This window comes from Microbacterium xanthum (genome assembly GCF_034531355.1).
Lineage (GTDB): Bacteria > Actinomycetota > Actinomycetes > Actinomycetales > Microbacteriaceae > Microbacterium > Microbacterium xanthum.
Window position 1 is genome coordinate 564,340 of the sequence record NZ_JAWHUE010000001.1, and the last position, 18,178, is coordinate 582,517.

15 protein-coding genes are annotated in these 18,178 nt (G+C 69.8%); 7 read left to right on the top strand and 8 right to left on the bottom strand.

Going from position 1 to position 18,178, the window contains the following annotated elements:
• The first annotated feature begins 30 nt into the window (after nt 1-30).
• The 7 genes from RZO50_RS02725 (at nt 31) to RZO50_RS02755 (ending at nt 8,631) form a co-directional block, all read left to right on the top strand.
• Nucleotides 31-399 carry an STAS domain-containing protein gene (locus RZO50_RS02725; RefSeq protein ID WP_322598162.1) on the top strand — a complete coding sequence of 123 codons (369 nt, stop codon included), beginning with the start codon at nt 31-33 and terminating at the stop codon, nt 397-399.
• Nucleotides 396-767, top strand: coding sequence for a response regulator (locus RZO50_RS02730; RefSeq protein WP_322598163.1), 372 nt, complete (start codon nt 396-398; stop codon nt 765-767). Before RZO50_RS02725 ends, RZO50_RS02730 begins: the two co-directional genes overlap by 4 nt.
• The gene (locus tag RZO50_RS02735) at nt 764-4,162 is read left to right on the top strand and encodes a hypothetical protein (RefSeq protein ID WP_322598164.1); all 3,399 of its coding nucleotides are present in this window, start codon (nt 764-766) and stop codon (nt 4,160-4,162) included. The genes RZO50_RS02730 and RZO50_RS02735 overlap by 4 nt, the downstream gene beginning before the upstream one ends.
• Nucleotides 4,162-5,382, top strand: a complete 1,221-nt coding sequence (locus RZO50_RS02740; protein WP_322598165.1) for a hypothetical protein — start codon at nt 4,162-4,164, stop codon at nt 5,380-5,382. Before RZO50_RS02735 ends, RZO50_RS02740 begins: the two co-directional genes overlap by 1 nt.
• Nucleotides 5,379-6,962: a hypothetical protein gene (locus tag RZO50_RS02745; RefSeq protein ID WP_322598166.1), complete on the top strand. Its 1,584-nt coding sequence runs from the start codon at nt 5,379-5,381 to the stop codon at nt 6,960-6,962. The genes RZO50_RS02740 and RZO50_RS02745 overlap by 4 nt, the downstream gene beginning before the upstream one ends.
• A gap of 47 nt (nt 6,963-7,009) precedes the next feature.
• Nucleotides 7,010-7,909, top strand: coding sequence for a hypothetical protein (locus tag RZO50_RS02750; protein ID WP_322598167.1), 900 nt, complete (start codon nt 7,010-7,012; stop codon nt 7,907-7,909).
• Nucleotides 7,910-8,067: 158 nt separating this feature from the next.
• The gene (locus tag RZO50_RS02755) at nt 8,068-8,631 is read left to right on the top strand and encodes an HdeD family acid-resistance protein (protein WP_322598168.1); all 564 of its coding nucleotides are present in this window, start codon (nt 8,068-8,070) and stop codon (nt 8,629-8,631) included.
• Here RZO50_RS02755 and RZO50_RS02760 read toward each other — a convergent pair.
• The 8 genes from RZO50_RS02760 to RZO50_RS02795 form a co-directional block, all read right to left on the bottom strand.
• A complete protein-coding gene (locus RZO50_RS02760; protein ID WP_322598169.1) occupies nt 8,592-9,572 on the bottom strand; it encodes a helix-turn-helix domain-containing protein in 981 nt (326 codons plus the stop codon). The genes RZO50_RS02755 and RZO50_RS02760 overlap by 40 nt on opposite strands.
• A gap of 64 nt (nt 9,573-9,636) precedes the next feature.
• The gene (locus RZO50_RS02765) at nt 9,637-10,566 is read right to left on the bottom strand and encodes a DMT family protein (RefSeq protein WP_322598170.1); all 930 of its coding nucleotides are present in this window, start codon (nt 10,564-10,566) and stop codon (nt 9,637-9,639) included.
• Between the two features lie 26 nt (nt 10,567-10,592).
• The gene (locus RZO50_RS02770; RefSeq protein WP_322598171.1) at nt 10,593-12,248 is read right to left on the bottom strand and encodes a cation:proton antiporter; all 1,656 of its coding nucleotides are present in this window, start codon (nt 12,246-12,248) and stop codon (nt 10,593-10,595) included.
• A gap of 9 nt (nt 12,249-12,257) precedes the next feature.
• Nucleotides 12,258-12,929, bottom strand: a complete 672-nt coding sequence (locus tag RZO50_RS02775) for a GAP family protein (RefSeq protein ID WP_322598172.1) — start codon at nt 12,927-12,929, stop codon at nt 12,258-12,260.
• A 15-nt stretch (nt 12,930-12,944) separates the two neighbouring features.
• A complete protein-coding gene (locus RZO50_RS02780; protein WP_322598173.1) occupies nt 12,945-13,625 on the bottom strand; it encodes a hypothetical protein in 681 nt (226 codons plus the stop codon).
• Nucleotides 13,626-13,691: 66 nt separating this feature from the next.
• Nucleotides 13,692-15,101, bottom strand: coding sequence for a glutamate decarboxylase (locus RZO50_RS02785; protein ID WP_322598174.1), 1,410 nt, complete (start codon nt 15,099-15,101; stop codon nt 13,692-13,694).
• Between the two features lie 49 nt (nt 15,102-15,150).
• Nucleotides 15,151-16,431, bottom strand: a complete 1,281-nt coding sequence (locus RZO50_RS02790; RefSeq protein WP_322598175.1) for a metal-dependent hydrolase family protein — start codon at nt 16,429-16,431, stop codon at nt 15,151-15,153.
• 178 nt (nt 16,432-16,609) lie between these two features.
• Entirely contained in the window at nt 16,610-18,163 is a 1,554-nt protein-coding gene (locus RZO50_RS02795) for a LuxR C-terminal-related transcriptional regulator (RefSeq protein WP_322598176.1), read from the bottom strand.
• Nucleotides 18,164-18,178: the final 15 nt, after the last annotated feature.

The window sequence follows — 18,178 nt, forward strand, 5'->3', positions numbered from 1 at the left end:
CCGGCGGGGGACGACACGAGGAGGCACGCGATGGTCGACGAGCGTGACGAGACGGCATCCCCCGGCGGCGCCCTCCGTATCGCGGTCGTCGAGGGGCCCGACGGCACTGTCCTCGCCCTGACCGGTCGCGTGGATGCGGTGACGGCCGTGACGCTGCGGGAACGCGTGACGGCACTCGATCTGGAGACCGCCACGCGCCTCCGCGTGGATCTGAGAGCCGTCGATTTCCTCGACAGCGCCGGCCTCGCCGCGCTCGTTCAGGCGCACCGATCGTGCGGCGCCGCGGGGACCCCCATCGACTTCGTCGCGCCCCGCGGCAGCGCCGCCTGGCGGGTGTTCGACCTCACGCGTTTCGATGAGATCTTCGACTTCGTGGCGGAGACGGAGGGCGGGCCGTGACCGGCGATGCGCTCGTCGTCGACGACGACCCCGTCTCGCGGGCGGTGCTGGCCCACCTCGTGACCAAGACCGGCTACGAGGTCTACGAGGCCGACGGTCCCGATCATGCGCGCGAACTCCTCCAGGACACCACGTTCGACGTCGTCTTCAGCGACTACCGCATGCCGGACGAGGACGGACTCTCGCTGTTCCGCTCACTGACACACCTCGAACCCCGCCCCCGTTTCGTCCTCGTCTCGGGCGTCGTGGAGCTGCCGAGCCCCGATCTCACCGAGCTCGGCGTGGATGCGGTCCTCCCCAAACCCGTCATGACCAGAGCCGTGGTCGAGTGCATGGAGACCCTCGGGCTGCCGCGCGCGAGGCCATGACCGTCGCCCCGGCGTCGCCCCCGCGAGCCCGCCCGTCAGGGATCCGGCGGCCCGGCGGCCTGACGTCCTTCGTGCTCCGCCATCGGCTGCTGCTGATCGCGCTGCTCCTGGTGATCTTCTTCCACGGCGCACTGCTGGTCTCGGGCAGCTATCAGCGCACGTACGACGCTTACGTGCACATCTTCTTCGGCGACCACTACGCCAGGTCGTGGTTCTCGAGCTGGGACGACCGCTGGTACACCGGGTTCTCGACGGTCAGCTATCCCCCGGGCGCACACCAGACCATCGCGGCGCTGAGCGGGGTGTTCGGCTTGCGGGGCGGCTTCGTCATCGCTCAGCTGTCCGCCCTCATCATCCTCACCATCGGCGTCTACCGGTCCTCGAAGCTCTGGGTCGGGCACCGCGCCGCCGGGTGGGCGGCGATCATCCTCGTGCTCTCCTCGTCGATCGCCGAAACGGTCCACGTGTTCGGGCAGCTGCCGACGACCTTCTCGCTCGGATTCCTCCTGAATGCCCTGCCGTTCGCCGACAAGTGGGTGCGTACCGGCTCACGGCGGGCGCTGCTGTCCGGGGTGATCTGCGTCATGGCGACCACCGCAGGACACCACGTGACCACGCTCTTCGGCTCGGTCTTCTTCATCGGCCCGGTCCTCATCGCCGCCATGATGCGGGAGCTCCGGCGCCCCCGGCCCGACGAGACCGGTGCGCATACGGTGCGGTTCACCCGCGAGACCGCGTGGCCGCTGATCGCCCGACGCATCCGACGCGTGTGGCCGGCATTCGTGCGCACCGCCGTGTTCACCGTGCTCGTCGTGGTCGTGCTGCTGGTCGTCGTGCTGCCGTACTGGTTGCATTCCCGGACCGACCCGATCACCCAGGTGTCGATCCCCCACGCCAGTCGCGACAGCTTCATCGTCAACACCAGCGCGGGCCTGGTGTTCTGGCTCGTCCCGTGGGGCCTGCTGCTCTTCACCCTCCCCTACGCTCTCATCCGCGGTTTCCGCAGCCGGGCGTGGCCGCAGGCCGCATCACTGGCGGCGTTGACCCTGCTCGGCACCGGGGGGACCACCTTCATCCCCCGCGCGATCCTCGGGGGCGCCTACGACATCCTCACTCTCGATCGATTCACCTTTTGGGCGACGATCGTGATCCTGCCGTTCGCCGGCGCGATGGTCGTCAGCGCCACCCGGGGGCGCATCGCCGCCTGGATGAAAGCCCGTCTCGGACGGGCGGTCAGCCTGGTGCTGCTCGGGCTCGTGACCGTGTCGTTCCTGGTGTTCACGCTGTTCGCCGCGAACCTCACGCACTTCCGATCGTTCCAGCCCGACGCGATCGACATCGACCCGATCGTGGCGTTCATCGAGAAGGACCAGCACGACAACTGGCGGTACCTCACCCTCGGATTCGGCGACCAGGTCGCGTGGTTGTCAGCGAACACGACCGCCCAGATGGTGGACGGGAACTACCACTCGGCTCGTGACCTGCCGGAACTGACGACCCGTCCGATCGAGCGGATCGAAGGCTCGAAGTACTCGGGCGTGCCGGGTATCGGCAGCCTTCAGCAGTTCTTGGCGACCCCGGAGCGGTACTCGCTGAAGTACGTCTTCAACAACGACGATTTCTACGCACCGCTGCTCTCCGCCAGCGGCTGGACCAACCTCGGTCCTCTCGAGAACGGCATCGACGTCTGGGAACGCGCTGACGTCGCGCCGCTGCCGGCCACGACGGTGTCGCAGGAGAAGCCGCTGTGGCAGCGGCTGATGTGGGGCACCATCCCTCCCGCGGCGCTGGTGTCCGCGGTGATCGTGCTGGGCTGGAACCTGTTCGGCGCCCCGATCCCGGCGTCGTGGCGCGGTTACCGACCGATGCGGCACGGCGTGCTCGCGCGCATCGATGTGACCGCGCGGATGGGGCGCCGATGGGATGCCGTGCTCGCCCGGGCAGCGTCGCGCGTCCCCGACGAAGACCCGACCGGCCGTGCGCGGCGGTGGGCTCCCCGGTTGCCCTTCCGACACGTGTGGGAACGCGTCTGCGCCCCACGACCCACCTCGCGTCGCATGCAGGCGGTCGTCGGTGTGGCCGTGGTCGCAGCGGTCGTGGCCACGGGCGTCATCGCCCTTCGCCCCGCGGCGAAGAGCCCGGGCGACGTCGTCACGCAGTACTACGACGATCTGGACTTCCGCCGGTTCTCCGCCGCATACGCACTGCTCGATCCGGCGACGGCGCCCACCTTCGACCAGTATCAGGCCGATCTCGGGCGCGATGGGGGGCTCGTCGCCTCGTACGCCAAGCTCACCGACATCGTCGTCGACGAGGAGGCCGTCGACGACACCCGCGTCGACGTCTCCGCGACCCTGACGTTCCTGACGTCGTTGCAGACCTACGAGGTGACCACCGTCCTTCCCACCGTGCTCACCGACGAAGGGTGGCGCATCCGTCTGCCCGCGGCGGACCCGACCACCTCCCCCAACCAGTTCGCGAGCCGGCCCGACGTGGGGTTCGTCTCCCAGGGTCGCCGGGATGTGTCGTCGGAGGCCACGAATCTGCTCGACGTGATCGACCGACCAGAGCTTGTGGTGGACCAGGTCCGCACGCTGCAGATCGACGGCCGGTGGATCGTCATCGGTCAGGTCACCAACACCGACGTCGTCCCGGCCGATGTGACGGTGCAGGCACAGCTGCGGGACCCGGAAGGCGAGCTGCTCGTCGAGTGGGACGCCGCGCAGGTGATGGTGCACAAGCTGCTGCCGGGTGAATCGACCCCGTTCCGCATCGAGTTCCAGAACATCGCCGGCACCGGCGACTACGGCTTCGAGGCCGACGGCGGCGTTCTCGGCACCAATGACGACTACAGCGTCGTGGATGCCGAGATCGATCCGGACGAGGATCTCACCGCCCCGGTGGAGTTCGACCCGCAGTCCATCACGCCGCTCGCCCTGGCCCCGGGTGACGTGGTCGACGCGGTCGAGGTGTACGCGCGCGCCGTGGTGACCGACGCGCCCATCCCGGCCGGGCTGCAGATCCAGGGGCTCCGGGTCGAGACGACGGACCAGGGCGAGTATCGCCTGCACGGCGAGGTGCGCAACGACGGCGTCACCGAGGCTGCCGTCCCCCACCTGCTGCTGTCCTACCTGGATGCCGACGACGAGCTCGCCTGGGTGAGCCACGCCTACCTCGAGAACAGCATCGCCGCGCAGTCGAGCGCCGCCTTCGACGTCCTCATTCCGGCGGATCTCGCTCTGGAGCAGCCCGACATCCCGACCGCCGCGTTCAGCGGGCCGTCGCACCAGCGGCCGGACACGTCGTGGGTCGATCCCCTCCCCCTCCCCACGGGGTCCGGCTTCGCCGCGGTCGCGGTGACCGTGACGAGCTTCATGAGAGCGGGTGGTGAGTGATGCCCGCGAGAAGAACGGCTCGCGCTGCCGCCACGACGGCGGTGGGTCTCGTCGCGGTCGCCGCCGGTGTCGCATCCGGCACCGCGGCAGCCGACGATGCCGGGGCACTGACGGTGGTCGCACCCGCCGCGATCATGGCCGGCGAACCGGTGACGGTGACGATGACCGGGGCGGGCGAGAGCGTCGAGGTCACCGTCGCCGGCTCGCTCGGGACCTCTTCGTTCTCCGTGGCGGCCCGGGACGGGGCTGCGGAACTGGACCTGCCGGTCGAACTCACGCGCATCGCCGGCCTCACGACGCTCTATGCGGTCTCCGACGGCGCGGTCGCCGTCGCCGAGCTCCGGATCGACCCCGGCGACGTGTCCGGGATCCAGACGATCGTCGGCGCCCGCTCGATCGTCGCTGATGCCGACGACGTGGCCATGGCCGTCGCCCTTCCCGTCGACGTCTGGGGGAACGCGGCGGCGGAGGGGACACCGGTCGATCTCCTCCGCGTCCGGCCCGGCGGCGAGTCGAGCAGCCAGTCGCTCCAGGTCGAGAACCTGCTGGCGTTCGCCGACCTCTTCTCCGGGACCGTCGCCGGCCGGAACGCCGTGTGGTCGCGCGTCGGCGATGTGCAGAGCGTGACGGCCGATCTCGACGAGGTCGCCGGTCTCCCCCTGCCTTTCCCCGTGGCCCTGGTGGAACCGCCCGGGACCCCGCACCTCGCCGACGGGCGGGCGCTCGTCCAGGTGCGCACCGGGGTGTTGGCGGACGCGTTCGGAAACGTGCTCGCCGACGGCACCGCCGTGGACTTCCGCTGGCAGGGGCCGGACGGCAGCGGTTCCGCGCGGGCCCTGACGGTCGCCGGACAGGCCGAGACGTGGATGCAGTCGCCCACGCAGCCGGGAACGGTCACGATCGAGGCCCGATCGAAAGGTGTCGCGAGCGCGACGGCCGTTCCGGTGGACTTCGCCCCGGCGATCGACGGGTTCCCCGCCGACGCGACCGTGCAGGACGGGACGCTCACCGTCCGCGTCGGGCCGGCGCGCGCGACCGACGGCGCCCTGCTCCCGGACGGTGCCGTCGTGGTGGTGACCGCGGACGGCATCGAGGCCGAGGGGTATCTGGACGACGGCCGGGCCACGCTCGTGATCGCCGTCGGCGACCTCGCACCGCGACGCCTCTCCGTCGACATCCTCGGTGCCACCGTCGAGGTCGAGATCGAGGACGCATCATGACGACCCTCACCACCGCCAAGCGGTCGATCGCCGTCGGCCTGCTGGTCGCGTTGGTCGTGGCAGGAGTCCTCGTGATCGGTCAAGCCGGAGCGATCATCCAGCTCTTCGGATCAGGCGCCGACACCGAGGACGCGCTGCACGAGGTGGACGCCGTCCCCACGCTCGCCGATGAGCTCGTCGTGTGGGAGCCGGACGCGTGGACGCGTGAGCGCGTGCTCGAGCCGGCGACGCGTGTGGAACTCGAATCGGCGTATGTCCGCGCCTGGGCGGCGCTGGGGGTGCACCAGAGCACCGGCGAGATCGACGCGGTCGATGACACCTTCAGCGGACAGGCCCGCGACAACGTCCTCGCCGTGCCGGCGGATGCCGACACGGCCCTGTGGACGACCGGTCATCGGCTGACCCTGACCTTCTACTCCCGGGACGGTTCGATCGCCGCATTCGACGACGCCGGCGCCCACGTGGTGCGCGAAGTCTCGACGGCGGCGGGCACCACGATCATCGACACGATCGAGCCGTACTCGGTGGTCATGGTCCTCGAGGACGGATACTGGCGCGTGCAGCAGTTGCGGCGCAGCGGCCAAGACGCCGCCGTCGTCACGACCTCCCCCGCCGGCCACCCCGTCATCGTCGGTCTCGACGTCGCGTCACCCACCGCCGTACCGGGAGGACGCGCCCTGACCTATCCCGCTGAACTGTGGACCGACGACGACACCGACATCGCGGCGGACATCGCGGGGGCGGTCGAACTCGGCGCGGACCGCGTCCGGGTGGCGCTGCCGAACGTCACGGCCGACGAGCTGGATCAGAACCCGCTCGCACGTCTCGACGACGTCGTCACAGCGATCATCGGCCGCGGACTGCAGCTCGACCTGGTGCTCTTCGACGCCCAGACACCGGCCGATCCCGGATCGTGGCCGGTCGCGGATGCCGTCGCCCGTGAGGCGCTGCGCATCACGGATGGACGAGCGCGGGTCGTCGACCTCATGGACGGCGTCGACGGCGAAGGTCTCTCGCCGGCTCGCGCCGCTTTCCTCGCGCACCTGGCGGGGGTGGTCGCCGGGATTGCTCCCGAGACGGCGCAGACGATCGGCTGGCGGGCCGGGAGCACCCCGGTGGCGGCGCTGCAGGAGGCGATGGGCGAGTCGACCGTCGTCGCTCCGGCGGGGACCACGGAGTTCGCGGTGGAGGGAGCGATCCCCGCGAGCATCGTGCTGGAACCGGCCTCGACAGCGCCGGGCTGGTCGCTTCGGCCGCACACCCCGCACGCGCAGGCGGTGGGCGTGGCCGCCTCCCTGAGGGAGGTTCCGGTCGGCACCTCTCTCGCGGTGGGTGACATCCGGGACGCGAACGACGACGGGGGGCCCGGAGTGCGCACCGCCGACGGCACGCTGAAGCCGGCGGCGGCGCTGGTCGCCGCCGGAGCGGATACCGCGTCCGTCGGCGACCTCACGGTGGCGGATGTCGCCGCCACGCGGTTCTGGCAAACAACCGCCGCGGTCACCCTCGTGGGAATGCTCGCGGGCGTGATCCTCCTCACGCGCCGTCGCCGCCGTGGAGGTCCCGGGCCCCGGCGGTGATGCCCCCCACCGCCCCGCAGGGTCGTCACACGTCTACGCTTGCCGACATGGAGTCCGGAATCGAGCCTCCCGCGCTGCGCAGGTTCGTCGCCCACACCGAGTCGAAGGTGTCACCGAAGGCGGTGGCAGCTCTGTATTCGCGAGCGGAGATCCTCGCTCGCATGCCGTCGCGGGCGCAACGGTGGATCGTCTCCCACGCTCGTGGCGATGACGGGATGGGCTTCATCGTCGAGCCGTACTGCTTCTTCCTCGCCTACGAGATCACCGACCCCGACGCCGCCACCCGCCTCCTGCCCCCGCACTACCGCCTCGCCCCCACGGCGATGTTCGCCGACGAGACCCCGCGCCTGTGCGCGATCGTCGGGGCGTTCACCCTCCATACCTCGGTTTTCTGGGGCGCGCGGGTCGAACTGTACGTGATCGCCGAGGACACCCGCAGCGGCATGCTCACGTGGGTGATCTGCGACTACGAATCGAACACGATCAACTACGGACCGGGAGAGGGCTTCGCCGGAGCGACCACCGACCGGGCCGTCATCACGACGACCCACGCCGGCGAGGTGGTGATCGATGTGCGCAGCGCGCAACGCCCGAATCGGCTCGAGCTGTCCGCGCCCGTGCACGGCGCCGCGATGGCACCGCTCGACCAGCGGCTGTGGATCGAGGGGAACCTCAGCGTCGACTACGGCGGCCGCCTGCAGAGCGACGGCTCGGACCCGTTCGGACTCGTCTTCGACCCGGATGAGATGCGGCAGGCCCTGCGGATCGACCCGGACGCGGTTGCACTCGCCGCCGACACCTTCGGGGCGGCCTTCCGCTCCGCGACGCCGTTCGAGGCGGCGTGCTTCCCCTACGCGCAGCACTTCCTCACGAGCAGTTTCTCCCGACCGACGACGATCCGGGACCGGGCCGGTCTCGAGCGCGCCGTGCGAGAGCGGTCCGGCTGAGCGAGGTCGCTCCTTCTTCCGGGGGTCGACGATCGCGTCCGGGCGGGTGGCGGGCGGGTGACACGACGGGTGATCTCCGCCGACGTCGGCCGTCGCGCCGACCGGCGTGCCCGATGATGGCTGCGTGGGCGACCGCTCACGCAGACCCGGGAGAGACCATGGCGACCAAGATCGATGCACCCGAGCACCCGAAGACCGGGGCGCGAGCGGCATTCGGCATCGGAGGCGTGCTCGCCTTCGCCATCGGCGTCCTGATTCTCGTGTGGCCGGAGCGCACCGCCTTCGCGGCGACGGCGCTCGTCGCCGCCTACGCCATCGGCGCCGGACTCGTCTACGGCTTCCTCGGGCTGCTGTCCCGCGAGCAGCGGGCACGGACCCGGGTCGCTCGGATCAGTGCCGCGGTCGTCTTCCTGATCCTCGGAGTCGTCGCGCTGGCCAACCTGAGCCGTACCACGGCCTGGCTCGCCCTGTTCCTCGGGGTGGCGATCGGCGTTGTCTGGATCGTCGAGGGGATCCTCGCGCTGGTCACCGTCCGGGAGTCGGAACACCGCACCCTGTCGGTCCTGTTCGCGATCGTCGCCTTCGCCGCGGGTGTGGTCCTCCTGGTTTCCCCGCTGTGGGGGGTCTCGGTCCTGTGGTGGCTCCTCGGGCTCTCGCTCATCGCCTTGGGAGCGATGAACGCCTACCGCGCTTTCCGCCCGGGGTCGCGAGCGGCCGACTGAGCCACCGCGCCGTCGTCGAGCTCGGCATCGGCGTCCGCCTCCCGGAGCGCCCGGAACAGCGAGGACACCGACCCGAAGCCGGTCGCGCGCGCCAGATCCGCCGTCGGCATGCGGGGATTGCCTCTGCGGATCGCCACCGCCGCGCGGGCACGGTGCCCTCGGATCTCGCGATTGACGGTCGTGTGCTCAGCGGCGAAGGCCGCCTGCAGAGTCCGTTCGCTCACGCCGAGCCACTTCGCCAGCAGACGGCCGGAGAGCGCCGCGTCCTGATAGCTGCGCATGATCAATTTCATCGCCCGGGAGTACACGCTGATCTCGCGGTTCTCTCCGTCCGAGATGAGCCGCACGAGGGACCGCGCCACCTCGGTCGCGGCTCCGTGCATCGGGCCGGCCGCGGTGTCTGCCGGGATCGTCGCCGATGCCAGTGCACCGATGAAGGCGCGAAGCGGCCGCAAGGCCTCCGTGGTGACCGGTTCCGCCCCCTGCACCGGACGCTCGGGCAGGTTGAGTTCGGTGATCATGCCCGCGGGGAGGCTGAGGTAGAACACCTCGACGGGTTCGCCGGTGAGCGTGAAACGCACCGGCGTGTCTCCCGGCGGAACCAGGATCAGCCCGGGTTCGCGGCGCCACACGGGCCCCTCGCTGACCGCCTCCACGGATCCCGCGAGACAGACCACGACCGACGCCCGTTGCCACGACAGCTGGTCACGCGGCCAGTCGACGATCCCGGGCGCCACCTCGACATGCGCGAAGGTGATGTCGGGGAATCGGGTCATGGCGCCTCGCATGGGTCCCGCACCGGATGTGCTGACGATCTCGAGGTTGGCGCCACGCAGATACTCGACGAAGCCGGCCTGGTCCGACTCTGCGCGCGCCTCGAGATCGAACGACAGGCTCTCGACGGGGCCCATCTCCTGCCAGAGGAGGTGGCGATGGTTCACGATGGCTTCCGGTCGGATCGGCGAGTGCTCACTCCTCATCATGGCAGTGCGGGCAGACGCCCGATCACGCCCGGGCACGCGCACCCGCTTCGGTGACGGTGGATGCGGCATCGGCTCGCGAGAGGAGGAACACGCCGCCGACCGCGATCGCGCCCGCCGCGGCGAAGGCCGGACCCGCCCACCACGGCGCGCCGGAGGCCTCGCCAAGGATCGTGATGCCGAGGAGCACCGCGACCGCCGGGTCGATCACGGTCAGTCCCGCCACGACGACATCCGCCTTGTTGGCAGCGTGCGCACGTTGCACGAAGTACACCGACAGCCCTCCCGCGACGCCGATGCCCACCAGGCACGCTGCGGTCAGGACATCCGTCCGATCGACGGTGAAGCGGCCGGCGGAGAGGATCTGCTGCACCCGGAGGATGACCGTCTTGCCGAGGGTTGCGACGAAGGCGGAGTAGACCCCACCGAGGATCACCCAAGCCAGCGGCGGCATGAGGCGTCCGCGCGCGGCGATGACGACCGCTGCGGTGATCGCGAGGACCCCTCCCAGCGTGACCAGGACGGCGATCAGCTGTCCGTCGGTGATCGCACTCTGGCTGCTGACCAACGCCGCGACGAGCACGAAGAGGGCGACGCCCCCGGTGCTCATCGTGATTGCGCGGATGACCGCCCCCGAGGGGGCAGCTCGTGCGACCCAGGCGGTCAGGAGCACGGTGAAGACGAGCGCGGTCACCCCGACCGGTTGCACGACGATCAGGGGGGCGAACGCAAGCGCGGCCATCTGAAGGGCGATCGACAGCCCGAGCAGGATCCCACCCGTGAGCCACCATCGATTCCTCACGAGGTGGAGGACCCTGCTGCCGCCCGATCGTGCGACGCGCGTCTCCATTCTCCGGACGCCCCGCCCCTGCAGCAGGTTTCCCCCGGCGAGCGCAAGCGCGGATGCCACCGCCAACGCGATTCCGACGGCCGGCACGCTCGTGATGGTGTCCATATGGGGTCCTCCGGGTGGGTGACGGGTCAGTCCGAACCGTCGAGGTGCAGTTTCACGCTGATCTCATAGGCGTCCAGCTCATCGCGGACATACCGGAGCGCAGGCGTGCCGTACCGACCCGTGCGCGCCAGCACGCGCAGCTGGCTTCGCATCCCGCGGATGACCGCGAGCTCACGCATGAGCCCTTCCTCGCCGCCGACCCCTTCGCGATCGGCGCGCACGGTGCGGTAGACGTGGGAGTGGGCGAGAGCTTCCGCAGGGTCGTCGCCCACACCGGGCAGGATGATCTGCCGGTCGGCGACCGCGCGGGCGGTCATGCGTCGCAGCTCATCGTCGATGGCGCGGATCTCGGCGGGGTCGGGCCCCTCGCGACCCTCACCGGCGAGTCCCAGGCCGCGGGCGAGGGCCGGGAGTGTGCCGCCCTGCAGCGCCAACGATCCGGCCGCGACGAGGAAGGCGATGAGCACGAGGAGATCCCGCTCGGGCGTGTTCGCGGGGAGGGTCTGCGCGGCGGCGAGGGTCACGACCCCTCTCATCCCGGCCCACACGAGAATGGTGCTGTGCCGCCAGGTCAGCGGCGCCGACTCGAAGTACGCCCGGTCTGCGCGGGCGAGTCCGGGATCCGCCCGACGCATCGTGGAGGATCGCGACGGGCGCGAGATCCGCCGGTCCAGGGTGCGACGGAGCACGACGTTGCGCACCCCGATCAACGGGAAGACGTACGCCGCACGCACCGCCACCACGAGAAGGAAAGCGATCGCGGCAAGCGCCAGCGGGCGCCCCAGCCCTTCCCCCGCCGCGAGGTTGCGCTCGACGAGCCCCCACAGCTGGAGACCCATCGCGAGGAAGACGACGCCTTCGAGGACGAACTCGATCGTGCTCCAGTTGAGCTTGTCGGAGATCCGCTGCTCGGGCGTGAGCCAGCGCGCCGCCCCCTGTCCGCACACCAGGCCGGCCACCACGGCGGCGACGAGACCGGACCCGCCGAGAGTCTCCGTGGGCACGTAGGCGAGGTACGGGATCGTCAGGCCCAGCGCGGTGTTCGCCGTTGCGCTCCGGGTCCACGCCCGCAGCCGCAGCGCGACGAAGCCGACCAGGGCGCCGACCACGATCGCCGCGGACACGGACCAGAGGAAGGAGCCCACGGTGACGACAACCGAGAAGCCCGCCGCCGTCGCCGCGATCGCGGTGCGGAGTGTGACCAGAGCCGTCGCGTCGTTCAACAGGCTCTCGCCTTCCAACACGGTGACCACGCGGCGAGGTGCGCCCACGGCTCGCACGATCGAGGTCGCGACGGCATCCGTCGGGCTGAGGATCGCGCCGAGCGCGACGGCCAACGGGAACCCGAGGCTCGGAATCGCCCAGGAGAAGAAGGCGCCGAGCACCAGCGACGACACCACCACCACCAGGACGACGGCCAGTCCGCTGATGGCGCCGAAGTCGCGCTTGAACTCCCGCGCCGGGGCGGCGACGGCGGCCGAGTACAGCAGCGGGGGGAGGATGCCCACGAGGATGATCTCCGGCGGGACCGTCAGTGCGGGGACGGCAGGGATGAGGCTGACGGCCACACCGATCGCGACGATCACGAGCGGTCCGGCGACTCCGATACGCGACGCATAGGCGTTGGCGAGGGTGACGACGATCACGGCGACGACGATCAGGGTCAGCATTTCGACGGTCATGGTCAGGTCCTACGTCGTGAGGTCGACGACGCCGGACCCGATGAGCTTGGCTCCGAGCACCAGGAACAGCACGGTCATGATCGTCGAGTGGTTCGTCAGCAGCCACTGACGCGCGCCGCTCAACCGCCGCTCGACACCGCCGGGCGCAATGACGCTCACCAGCCAGGGCACGGCGACGGCACTGAGGGAGATGAGCACGAACACGAGGATCACCGCGGCGATCTCGGCCGCCGCCAGTGACGCCTGGGAGATCTGGCCCCCCGCCGCGACCAGCAGCGGCAGGTCCTTCGGCGAGAGCGGACCGGCCAGCAGGACGCCGAGCAGGAAGGCTTTGGGGATCGTCATCTCATCGATTCCGCGGAGCCACGCGGGGTGTGTCGTACGGGATCGTCGCCGCCACTGCAGGACGGCCAACCCGAGGAGTGCGCACCCGAGGAGGATCTCCACGACGTCGACGGCGATGTGGGCTCCCGACTCGGCGTCATCGGCTTCGGCCGTCCTCCCGAGCAGGACGAGCGTGAGGAGGAAGCCGATCATGAACGCCGACGACCCCGCGATGAAGGCGGAGCCGTTCGTCCGGCCTTTCCCCGACGTGGCCATGATGATGACGGCGACGATCGAGAGCGGGCTGATCGCGACGGCGACCGCGACGGCGAGGAGGCCTGCGATGAGCGGTGTCACCGCGGCCTCGTCGCCTCAGGCGCGCACATCGGCGCCGCGCCGACGTGTCCACAGGGGCAGCACGATCAGCGACGTCAGGAAGAAGCAGATCGCGCCGATGAAGGTGCCGACCGATGCGACGGTGCCGTTGACGACATCGCCGCCGGGCAGGATGTACGCGCCGACGGCGGAGAAGCCGAACGCGACGCAGCCGATGAAGTTGATCATCACCGACCACCACTCCTTCCGCCGAACATCCCAGTGCCTGGCGGTGTGGGCGTAGGCGATGAACCCGACCGCGCCGCTGATGAGGAACGCCACCGAGCCACCGGCGTCCGGGTTCCAGACGAACTTCTCCTCGGCGGAGACCGTCTTGGCGTACAGCGCGGCGGTCGTGCTCACGTTGAACAGAAGCGTTCCGAAACTCTGCGTGGCAGCCGTCAGCCACTCCGCCCGCACCATCCGCCCCGGCGCATACGAGACGGGAACGCTGACGGCGCCGCTCAGGAAGAGCTGGATCAGCCCGGCGCCGGTGAAGAACCAGGCCCCGATGAAGAAGAGGATGTTCGACCCCGCCGTCCCCAGGACGTCGGCCAGGCCGGGGGCGGACCCCACGGCGAAGAAGGTCGAGCCGATCATGAAGCCCCAGCACTGCTTGTTGAGCGTCGGGACGAATGCGCGCCGGGGCGTCGCGGCGGGAAGGGCGGTGGTCGTCATGGGGACTCCGTCGATGCGGCGGACACGGGCGGCCGGGTGGGCGGGGGTCCGCCCACCCGGTACCGGTCAGTGGTGGAAGTGCGATCCGGTGGATGCTTCACGAGGAAGCGGCGTTTCGAGCGACTCGAGGAAGGCCACCTCCCCCTTGATGTCCGCCAGCAGGGACGAGGCCAGATCGCGGCTGAGCCCGACCTTCACCACGATGCGCTGCAGCACGACATCGGACATGTCGTCGGCCATCGGGTACGCCGGCACGAGCCAGCCCTTCATCCGGAGCCGGTCGGCAAGGTCGTACAGCGACCAGTTCTTCGTGTGCCCGTCCTTGAGCACCCAGGCGAACACCGGGATCGTGTCGCCCTTGCTGACGAGGTCGAACGGGCCGATCTTCGCGATCTCCGACGAGAGGTACTGGGCGACGTCCAGGGAGTTCTGCTGCACCTCCCGGTAGCCCTCTCGGCCCAGACGCAGGAACTGGTAGTACTGCAGCAGCACCTGCGCGCCGGGGCGCGAGAAGTTCAGCGCAAGGGTCGGCATATCGCCACCGAGGTAGCTGACGTGGAAGATCATGCTCTCGGGCAGAACCTCGCGATCGCGCCACACGACCCAGCCGACACCCGGGTATACCAGGCCGTACTTGTGACCCGACGTGCTGATCGAGTTGACCCGGTCGACGCGGAAGTCCCAGTTCAGCTCCGGCTGGCAGAAGGGTGCGACCATCGCACCGGATGCGCCGTCGACGTGGATCTTGACGTCGAGGCCGGTCTCGGCCTGGATCTCGTCGAGCTTCTTGGCGATCGCCTCGACGGGCTCGTAGGCGCCGGTGAAGGTCTGCCCCAGGATCGCGACGACGCCGATGGTGTTCTCGTCGACGTACTTCTCGAGCTCATGGCCGTCGAGCACCATGTGCTCGGGCGTCACCGGTACATAGCGCGGCTCGACGTCCCAGTAGTTGCAGAACTTCTCCCACACGACCTGCACGGCTGCCGACATGATGAGGTTCGGCTTCTCGGTCGACTTGCCTTCGGCGCGGCGCTTCTGCTGCCACAGCCGCTTGAGGGCGAGACCGCCGAGCATGCAGGCCTCCGACGAACCGATGGTCGACGTGCCGATCGTGTCGCTGACATCCGGCACGTTCCACAGGTCAGCGAGCATGCGCCAGCATCGGTCTTCGATGGCCGCCGTGGCCGGGTACTCGTCCTTGTCGATCATGTTCTTGTCGGCGGCTTCGAGGTAGAGCTTCTTGGCCTCGTCGTCCATCCACGTGCCGACGAAGGTCGCGAGGTTCAGGCGCGAGTTGCCGTCGAGGATGGCCTCGTCGTGGACGATCTGATAGGCCGTCTCGGGCAGACTCGGCTGCTCCGGCATGACGAACTTGTCGAACTCGGTCGCTTCGCCCGGGCGGACGAAGACCGGGTTGACCGACAGTGTCGGGTCGAGGTTCGTGTTCTGGCGAGCCTTGGTCGTGTTGGAACTCACGGAGTCCTCCTTGTGTTCTGGGCTTCGGAATCGGGTCGGGGAATCGGGATCAAAGGTGGTTCTTCACGATCTCGCCGCCCTTGACGATGACCTTGAAGTTGGTGTCGGGATCGGCGATGAGGCTCAGGTCTGCAAGCGGGTCGCCGTCGACCAGGATCATGTCCGCCCACGCCCCCTCGGCGATCACACCGAGTTTGCCACCGCGGTAGGTGTTGCGTTCGCCCGCGAGCTCGAACAGCGAGGCGTTGCCGGAGGTCATCATGCGCAGCGCGGCGGCGCTGCTGTAGAACTCTCCGAGGCGCGCAGCCATCTCGCTCTGACGCGCGGCGGCTTGCGGCTCGAGGAGCAGGTCGGTCCCCCAGGCGGTCTTGGCCCCGTACTGCTTGGCCCAGGCGTACACCTGCGCGGTGCCTTCGCAGATCCGGGTGTTCTTTTCGGCCCGCACCGGGTCCGGGTAGTGGTGGTCCTCTTCCGCGAAGGGTTGCATCGAGAGCCAGACGCCGGCATCGGCGATGCGCCGGACGCTGTCTTCATCGGCGAGGTGACCGTGTTCGATCGAGCGGACACCGGCGGCCAGCGCGCGCGCGATCCCCGCGGGGGTGTACACGTGGGTCGCGACGTAGGTTCCGTAGTCTTGGGCAGCCTGCACCGCGGCCGCGATCTCCGCCGGCGTGTACTGGAGGGTGTCGAGCGGGTCGTACATCGACGCGGCGCCACCGCCGAGGGTGAGCTTGATCTGGCTCGCGCCCTGTCGCAGCTGCTCGCGGACGGCGGCGAGGACCTGCGGCACACCGTCTGCGACACGCGTGAAGTGGATGTCCTCGGTCCTGCTGGGCGTGCCGCCGAACTCCTTCGGGGTGTCGTACACGAAGGCGAAATCCGCGTGGCCCGACGTCTGCGAGATCATGGCCTGGCTCGGGAAGATCCGCGGACCGCGGAAGACGCCTCGATCGATGAGCGATTTGACCGGCGCGGTGTCGCCGCCCATGTCGCGGACGGTGGTGAATCCGCGGAGCAGCATCCGCTCGGCCTCGGCGATGGTGTTGCCGTAGAGGGCCCCGGTCGGACCCTGCAGGAAGTCGACCATGCTGTTGGCATTGCCCATGAGATGGACGTGGGCATCACTCAGACCGGGGATGAGGACGCGACCACGCCCGTCGATCTCGATGGCCCCGTCGGACCCTGCCACGGGCGACGAGGAGACACCGACGACATGCGCACCCTCGACCAGGACGTCCATGTCGTCCTGTGTGCGTTCCCCGACGCCATCGAAGACGCGGACGTTCCGGATGATCAGTCGCGTCGAATCGTGTGCACCGGGGGCGGTCATGGGGCCGACGCTATCCGCGGCGCCTCGGGCTCTCCGGGCCGCGGCAGTCCATTTCATCCGGCGCGACACCCCACTCATCACCCGCCCATCACCCACCCATCGCCCGGGGGCTGCCCGAGGGCGCCCAGGCGCTGCTCGGGCGACGGGCGTGGGGTGACCGCAGCGGTCCGCCGCGGGGTCACTCGGGCCCGGATGCGGCGGACAAGAGGTTCAGCCGGGCCGCGACGCGGACGGCCTCGTCGCGGCTTGCGCACCCGAGCTTCCGATACAGCGAGGCCAACTGGGACTTGACGGTGTTCGGAGACACGTGGAACGTCGACGCGATCTCCGCGGTCGTCTCGTGGCGCGGGAGCGCGTTGAGGACACGGAGTTCCCCGGCCGTCAGCTTCGGCCTCTCCGTCATCTCCGGGTGTGTCAGGTCGCTCACGACGGCGGTGAACCGCTGCGCCGCATCCGGGGACGAGACCTCCGCAACGTGCGCGACGAGCTGGCGCGGGACCGTCGCGAGCATGCGGCGCGCGCTGATGTCGGCGGCCTGACGGCACAGCCGTGAGGCCACGAGCGGGTCGAGATGACCGTCGCGGGCGTACTCCGCCCACGCCAGCAGTGCGCGTGCTTCGTCGCGCGCCCCCGGGCCGAGATGGGTGTCGGCGAGGATGAGCTGGAGACCGTGGACGGCGTTTCCGTATCGCCCCTCCGCCAGGTGCAGACGCGCCTCGGCCAGGCGCGTCAGTATCCCCGGTGCGCCGGCGCGTCGCGCCGCGTCGCGCGCTTCGACCAGATCGCCCATCGCCACATAGGCCTCGATAAGCCCCGAGGTCACGACGTCTCCCGCGAACGACCCGTGCTGCGTGGGGTGTGCATCGCGAGCGAGCATGAGCGTTTCCAGCGCGTCGTGCGGACGCTGCGTGGCGAGCGAGAACCGCACCCGCGCGAGGAGCGCGAACGGCCACGACACCTCGATGCTGTCGTACCCCTCGAGGCTGTCGAAGAGAACGTCGGCATCGGGAAGGGTCTCGACCTGGACGAGCGCTGTCGCCGCGGCCTCCGTCGCCCTGATCGCGTCGGCGTGAGCGGCACCTGGCTGCGGCTCGGGCTCCCGCTCGGCCTCGGAGAGGAATCGGAGGGCTTCTTTGCGCGATCCGCGAACGGCATGCGCCAGGGCCGTCCGCGCGAGCGCCACCCGACGGGCGCCGGGCTGGCCGCACAGCGGAGCCAGCTGCCGAGCCGTCGCGAATTCCCGCAAGGCGCGGGTCGTGTCGCCTGCCGTCAGCAGAGTGGTGCCGATCTGGAAGTGGAAGAACCACAGCGGCCCGTCGACTCGTGACCGCGACTCGGTGGGCACCTTGAGGATGCGTTCCTCCAGGCGGCGAGCATAGATGAGGGCTGCCGCGACGTCGCCGCTGAACCGGAACGCGATCATCTGCACCATGGTGAGCAGGTCGAGCTCGTCGGGACTCATCGACCGGGCATCGTCCTGGTACACGAGGGGCTTGAACGGTCGCGCACCTCGCGCCAGCACCGGTGTCATCGGGTGCACGACCTTCAGCGCCGGATGCCGGTCGAGCAGCGCGCTCGGCAACGCCTCGACCGCACAGACCAGCATGCGGTGGTGAAAACAGTAGAGCGGCCAGATGTTCGCCGTCGCAGCGCGGACGATCGCCTGCGGCGAGCCCGAGCGCATCGCGCGCTCCAGCTCATCTCGAGCTCTGTCCGGGTCGTTGAAGTTCATCGGTTCAGCCGCGCG

Coding starts and splice junctions, on each gene's coding strand:
- RZO50_RS02725 (WP_322598162.1), top strand. CDS start 31: ATGGTCGACGAGCGTGACGAGACGGCATCCCCCGGCGGCGCCCTCCGT.
- RZO50_RS02735 (WP_322598164.1), top strand. CDS start 764: ATGACCGTCGCCCCGGCGTCGCCCCCGCGAGCCCGCCCGTCAGGGATC.
- RZO50_RS02740 (WP_322598165.1), top strand. CDS start 4,162: ATGCCCGCGAGAAGAACGGCTCGCGCTGCCGCCACGACGGCGGTGGGT.
- RZO50_RS02745 (WP_322598166.1), top strand. CDS start 5,379: ATGACGACCCTCACCACCGCCAAGCGGTCGATCGCCGTCGGCCTGCTG.
- RZO50_RS02750 (WP_322598167.1), top strand. CDS start 7,010: ATGGAGTCCGGAATCGAGCCTCCCGCGCTGCGCAGGTTCGTCGCCCAC.
- RZO50_RS02755 (WP_322598168.1), top strand. CDS start 8,068: ATGGCGACCAAGATCGATGCACCCGAGCACCCGAAGACCGGGGCGCGA.
- RZO50_RS02765 (WP_322598170.1), bottom strand. CDS start 10,566: ATGGACACCATCACGAGCGTGCCGGCCGTCGGAATCGCGTTGGCGGTG.
- RZO50_RS02770 (WP_322598171.1), bottom strand. CDS start 12,248: ATGACCGTCGAAATGCTGACCCTGATCGTCGTCGCCGTGATCGTCGTC.
- RZO50_RS02780 (WP_322598173.1), bottom strand. CDS start 13,625: ATGACGACCACCGCCCTTCCCGCCGCGACGCCCCGGCGCGCATTCGTC.
- RZO50_RS02790 (WP_322598175.1), bottom strand. CDS start 16,431: ATGACCGCCCCCGGTGCACACGATTCGACGCGACTGATCATCCGGAAC.
- RZO50_RS02795 (WP_322598176.1), bottom strand. CDS start 18,163: ATGAACTTCAACGACCCGGACAGAGCTCGAGATGAGCTGGAGCGCGCG.